The 5,678-nt window shown below is 39.2% G+C and carries 3 protein-coding genes; all 3 read left to right on the top strand.

The window, feature by feature from the left end; translation table 11 throughout:
* A partial coding sequence (locus AB4589_RS23835; RefSeq protein WP_372101824.1) for a type I restriction-modification system subunit M occupies positions 1-1,450 on the top strand: 1,450 nt, incomplete at its 5' end.
* Positions 1,450-2,676, top strand: a complete 1,227-nt coding sequence (locus tag AB4589_RS23830) for a restriction endonuclease subunit S (protein WP_372101823.1) — start codon at positions 1,450-1,452, stop codon at positions 2,674-2,676. The genes AB4589_RS23835 and AB4589_RS23830, both read left to right, overlap by 1 nt.
* 30 nt (positions 2,677-2,706) lie before the next feature.
* On the top strand, positions 2,707-5,678 hold a 2,972-nt coding region (locus AB4589_RS23825; protein WP_372101822.1), incomplete at its 3' end, for a type I restriction endonuclease subunit R.

The raw sequence follows: 5,678 nt of genomic DNA, 5'->3' as shown, positions 1-5,678 counted from the left end.
TAACTGGAGCAGATCAGGTATCAAGTTTGATGGTATTGATGAAGCAACAGACGAAGGGCAAGAGTACTTAGAAGCGATTAAAGAGGAGTCGATTGACCATTTAGGTTACTTCTTAAAACCGAGTGAGCTGTTTCATGTGATTGCTGAAAAGGGTAATAACGGCGAGTTTATTATCGAATCCTTAGGTGAAGTGCTTAACCATATTGAGCAAAGCACCATGGGCACCGCCAGTGAAGATGACTTTAATGGGCTGTTTGATGATATTGATTTAACCTCTAATAAATTGGGTAAAAGTGAAAAGGCAAAAAATGAGCTGATCACTACCGTATTAGGGCATTTAGATGAGATTGACTTCTGCCTTGATGATACTGAGATTGATGTATTAGGTGATGCTTACGAATACCTGATTGGCCAGTTTGCCAGTGGCGCGGGTAAAAAAGCGGGTGAGTTCTATACCCCACCCATGGTCTCTAAGTTATTAGCCAAGCTAGTTACTAAAGGCAAAGCACAACTGAAATCAGTCTACGACCCTACCTGTGGCTCGGGTTCATTGTTATTACAAGTATCAAAAGAAATTAGCCGACAAGGTGGTGAAGTTAGCCAATACTTCGGGCAAGAGAAAAACCCAAGTACCTACAATCTAGCGCGTATGAACATGATTTTACATGGGGTGCATTACCGTAGTTTTGATATTCAGCAGGACGATACCCTAGAAACACCACACCATATTGAAAAACGCTTTGAAGCAGTCGTGGCTAACCCGCCATTTTCAGCGGATTGGAGTGCCAATGATGGTTTTAAATCCGATGAGCGTTTTGCCGATTACGGCAAGCTAGCCCCTAAATCTAAAGCGGACTTTGCTTTTGTGCAACACATGCTTCATCAGTTAGATGATAACGGCACAATGGCGGTGGTTCTACCACATGGTGTTTTATTCCGTGGGGCTGCTGAAGGACATATCCGACAATACCTAATTGAGCAAAAAAACTGCTTAGATGCAGTGATCGGCTTACCTGCCAATATCTTTTATGGTACTTCAATTCCTACTTGTATCTTAGTGTTGAAAAAACAGCGTAATTCTTCTGATGACATTTTGTTTATTGATGCAAGCGCTCATTGTGGTAAAGCCACTAATCAAAACTTTCTACGTGAAGAAGATCTTGAGCGTATTTTAGAAGCGGTTGATAAACGAGAATTTATAGATAAATTTGCTTATGTAGCAAAAATTAAAAACTCATTATTGAATGATAATGAAGAAACAATTACAGAAAATAATTTCAATTTAAATATCCCTCGATTCGTAGATACCTTCGAAGTAGAAGAGAATATTAATCTTAAACAAGTGTCAAAGTCGCTTTCTACCCTTGAAATAGAGCTTAATGAGTCGGAGAAAGAATTAGCCAAATTTATTAATGAGTTAGGAATTTCCTCTTATAAGGGAGAACTGTAATGGCTAGATTAGCTGATTCAGCTACCCCAAAGTTAAGGGTGTTAAGCAAAGAAAATCCATGGAATAAGGTTAGTTTAGGCGAGTACCTATCCTTTAAAAATGGTATAAATGCAGACAAAGATTCTTATGGGAGTGGTTATAAATTTATCAATGTTTTAGATATTATCAACAATGATTATATTAAACATGACTCTATAATCGGATCCGTAAATGTAGATGAAAAAATTTTTAAAAAGAACGAAGTTACTTATGGAGATATATTATTTCAACGCAGTTCGGAAAACCGAGAGGAAGCTGGTCAATCAAATGTTTATTTAGATAAAGAGCAGGCAGCTACATTCGGTGGTTTTGTAATTCGTGGTAAACAATTAAAGAATTGCAATCCTATTTATTTGAATTACCTCTTGAAAAGTTGGCTAGCTAGAAAAGAGATTGTTCGTAAGAGTGGAGGTAGTACCAGATATAATGTAGGGCAGGATACGTTGTCCTCTGTAGAAGTCTTTATGACTGATTGTGATGATGAACAAAATGAAATCGCAGACTTCCTATCGAGTGTTGATAAAAAAATTGCGCTATTAAAAGAAAAGCATGACTTGTTAGCGCAGTACAAAAAAGGCGTGATGCAAAAGCTGTTTTCACAAGAAATTCGTTTTAAAGATGAAGATGGTAAACACTTTCCAGATTGGGAAAGCAAAAAAGGAAATGAAATTTTTAGGGCTATGTCTAATAAAAAGCATAACTCCGACTTACCCATTTTAGCTATTACTCAAGACCAAGGAGCTATACCAAGAGAGCTAATTAACTACCAAGTGCAAGTGACGGATAATAGTGTCGCTAGTTATAAAGTGGTTGAAAAAGGTGATTTCATTATCAGTCTAAGAAGCTTCCAAGGTGGAATAGAGTATTCAAACTACAAAGGAATATGTAGTCCTGCATATATTATTCTGCAACCTTCAATAACTATTTGTGATGATTTTCACAGGTACTACTTAAAAACAAATAACTTTATTCAAGAAATGAAGAAGCGTCTTGAGGGAATTCGTGATGGTAAAATCCTTAGCTATAAATATTTCTCGGAAATTAATTTGCCGTTCCCATGTATTGAAGAGCAGCAAAGAATTGCAGAGTTCTTAGGGGCATTAGACAAAAAACTAAACCTCGTTTCTGAGCAAATAGAACATACCCAAACCTTCAAAAAAGGTTTATTACAGCAGATGTTTGTGTAATACGGTTTTAATAATAGGTAGGAATTGATTTTGGCGATACAGGCAGAGCAAGTACTTGAAGATAACTTAGTTTCTCAGCTTAAAACGCTGGGTTATCAAGTTGCACAAATAACCGATGAGCAATCACTGCTGGCGAATTTAAAAGAGCAGCTTGAAAAAGTAAATCGTTTAAAAACGCCACTCACTGACAATGAGTTTAAGCAGGTGCTTAATGCGTTATCTAAAGGCTCTGTATTTGAAAAAGCGAAAACTCTGCGTGATCGCCTGCAAATCAATAAAGACAGTGCGGCGGATGGAAAAAACACTGCACTGTATATCCAGTTTCTAGCGGATAAGTGGGACGATAACCTGTTTCAAGTCACCCAACAAGTGACCGTGGAAGGGCGTTATCAAAACCGCTATGACGTGACTATTTTAGTCAATGGTTTACCACTGGTGCAGATTGAGCTGAAACGGCGAGGCTTAGAGCTTAAAGAAGCCTTTAATCAAATTAACCGTTATCAGCGCCACTCTTACTGGGCAAGTTACGGTTTGTTCCAATATGTGCAAACCTTTGTGATCAGCAATGGCGTGAATACTAAATATTACGCCAACAACAAAAGCCAAAGCTTTAAGCAAACCTTCTATTGGGCTGATGAAGATAACAAACGTTATACCGAGTTAACACATTTTGCAGATACTTTTTTACAGCGTAAACAGCTTGCTACCCTGATTCAAAAGTACATTGTGCTTAATGAAACTGATCGTATTTTAATGGTGATGCGTCCCTATCAGATTTATGCCACTGAGAATATCGTTGAACGTGTTATTGAGCGCAATGAAATTGCATTGTCTGGGCAGCGAGTTGAAAACTTTAATGGTTACATTTGGCACACCACTGGCTCAGGCAAAACCTTAACCTCCTTCAAAACCGCGCAAATACTCACTGGGCTTTCCGAGGTTCATAAAGTGGTGTTTGTGGTAGATAGAAAAGACTTAGATTATCAAACCAGTAAAGAGTTTAACGGCTTTGCCAAAGGGTGTGTGGACAGCACTGATAATACGAATTTGTTGGTGAATCAATTCACCGATGCGCCTGTCTCGGCAAATAAGATTAATGAAAACCGCAATACCAAGCTGATTGTCACCACCATTCAAAAGCTCAATAACGCGATTAGCCATAAGCGTTATACCTCACGTATGGAGCGTTTAAAAGACAAGTCTATTGTGTTTATTTTTGATGAGTGCCACCGTAGCCAGTTTGGTGATACCCATAAACGTATTGTTAGCTTCTTTAATAACCATCAACTATTTGGTTTTACGGGCACGCCCATCTTTGTTGATAACGCAACCAGCAAGGCATCGCGCAAAACCACCACTAAAGACCTATTTGATGAGTGTTTGCATGAATACACCATTGTTGATGCGATTAAAGATGAAAACGTACTGAAGTTTGGTATCGAGTATGTGGGGCGTTATAAGCAAGTCGGCAATAGCAAAAACGAGATGGATATTGATGTTGAAGGCATTGATACCAAAGAGCTATTAGAGTCTGAAGTACGATTAAATAAAATCACCGATTACATTATTGCCAATCACAACCGTAAAACACACAGTAAAACCTTCACGGGCATGTTCTGCGTGAGCAGTGTGGAAACGCTGATTAAATATTACGAACTGTTTGCAAAGAAAAAACAAGCGGGTGAGCATAACCTGCGTATCGCTACCATCTTCTCTTATGCGGCTAATGAGGAAGACCCTGACGCGAATGGCTTTCTAGATGAAGCGAGTGAAGAGTTTGAGCTTGATAAAGTAGCGGAGCCGAAAGCGGCCTATTCGTTGGGTAGTAAGGACTCAACAGTACACAGCCATAGTCGAGACAAGCTAGAGCAGTTTATTGGCGACTATAATGCCATGTTCGAAACCAGCTACACCACCAAAGACAGTGAATCGTTTTATAACTATTACAACGATATCTCGAAAAAGGTACGTGAACGTAAAGTAGATATTCTGCTGGTGGTGAATATGTTCCTAACTGGTTTTGACAGTAAACCGCTAAACACCCTGTATGTTGACAAGAACCTCAAACACCATGGATTAATTCAAGCATTCTCGCGCACCAATCGCATTCTAAGCGAGCAAAAGTCGCAGGGTAATATCATTAGCTTCCGCAACCTTAAAAAAGCAACAGACGATGCGCTGACGCTATTTTCAAATAAGAATGCGAAAGAGACGGTGATCATGCCGCCTTACGAAGACTTTGTTGGTTTGTTCAATGAAGCGCTCGATAAAATGAAAACCATCGCACCCGATATCGAGAGTGTGGATGACCTGCGTGACGAAGAGCAAGAGCTTGAGTTTGTAAAAGCGTTTCGTGAATTGATGCGTCTTAAAAACATATTGAGCACCTTTGCAGATTTCGACTTTGATGACGTGGCATTAGACGAGCAATCTTTTGAAGATTACAAAAGCAAATACCTCGACCTGTATGACAAAGTGAAAACTGATAACAGCAAAGAAAAGGTTTCCATCCTTGAAGAGGTTGATTTTGAGCTTGAGCTGATTCAACGCGATGAGATAAACGTGCGTTACATTTTGCAGTTATTAGCACAGCTAAAAGGCGCAGATAACGACAAAGAGTACGAGTACCAATACAAAACGATTATGCAGTTGTTAGGTGGTAGCCCTGAGCTACGCTCCAAGAAAGAGCTGATTGAGCAGTTTATTGAAGAGAACCTTAATAATGTCGGCACATCCGATGAAGTGATGGATGAGTTTGATAGCTTCTGGGAAAAAGCCAAAGTCAAAGCGGTGGATGAAATATGCCAAGAAGAGTCGTTAGTATCAGAGAGTTTTAAGACACTGGTTGATAAGATGATTTATACCAATGAAGAGCCATTGCGTGAAGATATCATTGCCACCATGGAAAATACCCCAAGCGTGTTACAACGTAAAAAAATAATACCAAGGCTAACTGAAAAGGCGAAAGCTTTCGTTAGTACGTTTGATCTGCACCAGAAGTT

Origin of the sequence: Vibrio sp. 10N.222.49.A3 (assembly GCF_041475145.1) — a bacterium.
GTDB lineage: Bacteria > Pseudomonadota > Gammaproteobacteria > Enterobacterales > Vibrionaceae > Vibrio > Vibrio tasmaniensis_A.
This window is presented reverse-complemented; position numbering and strand designations above follow the sequence as displayed.

What these genes read in the sequence shown, in the direction of transcription:
- AB4589_RS23830 (WP_372101823.1), top strand. Translation starts at nt 1,450, where the DNA reads ATGGCTAGATTAGCTGATTCAGCTACCCCAAAGTTAAGGGTGTTAAGC.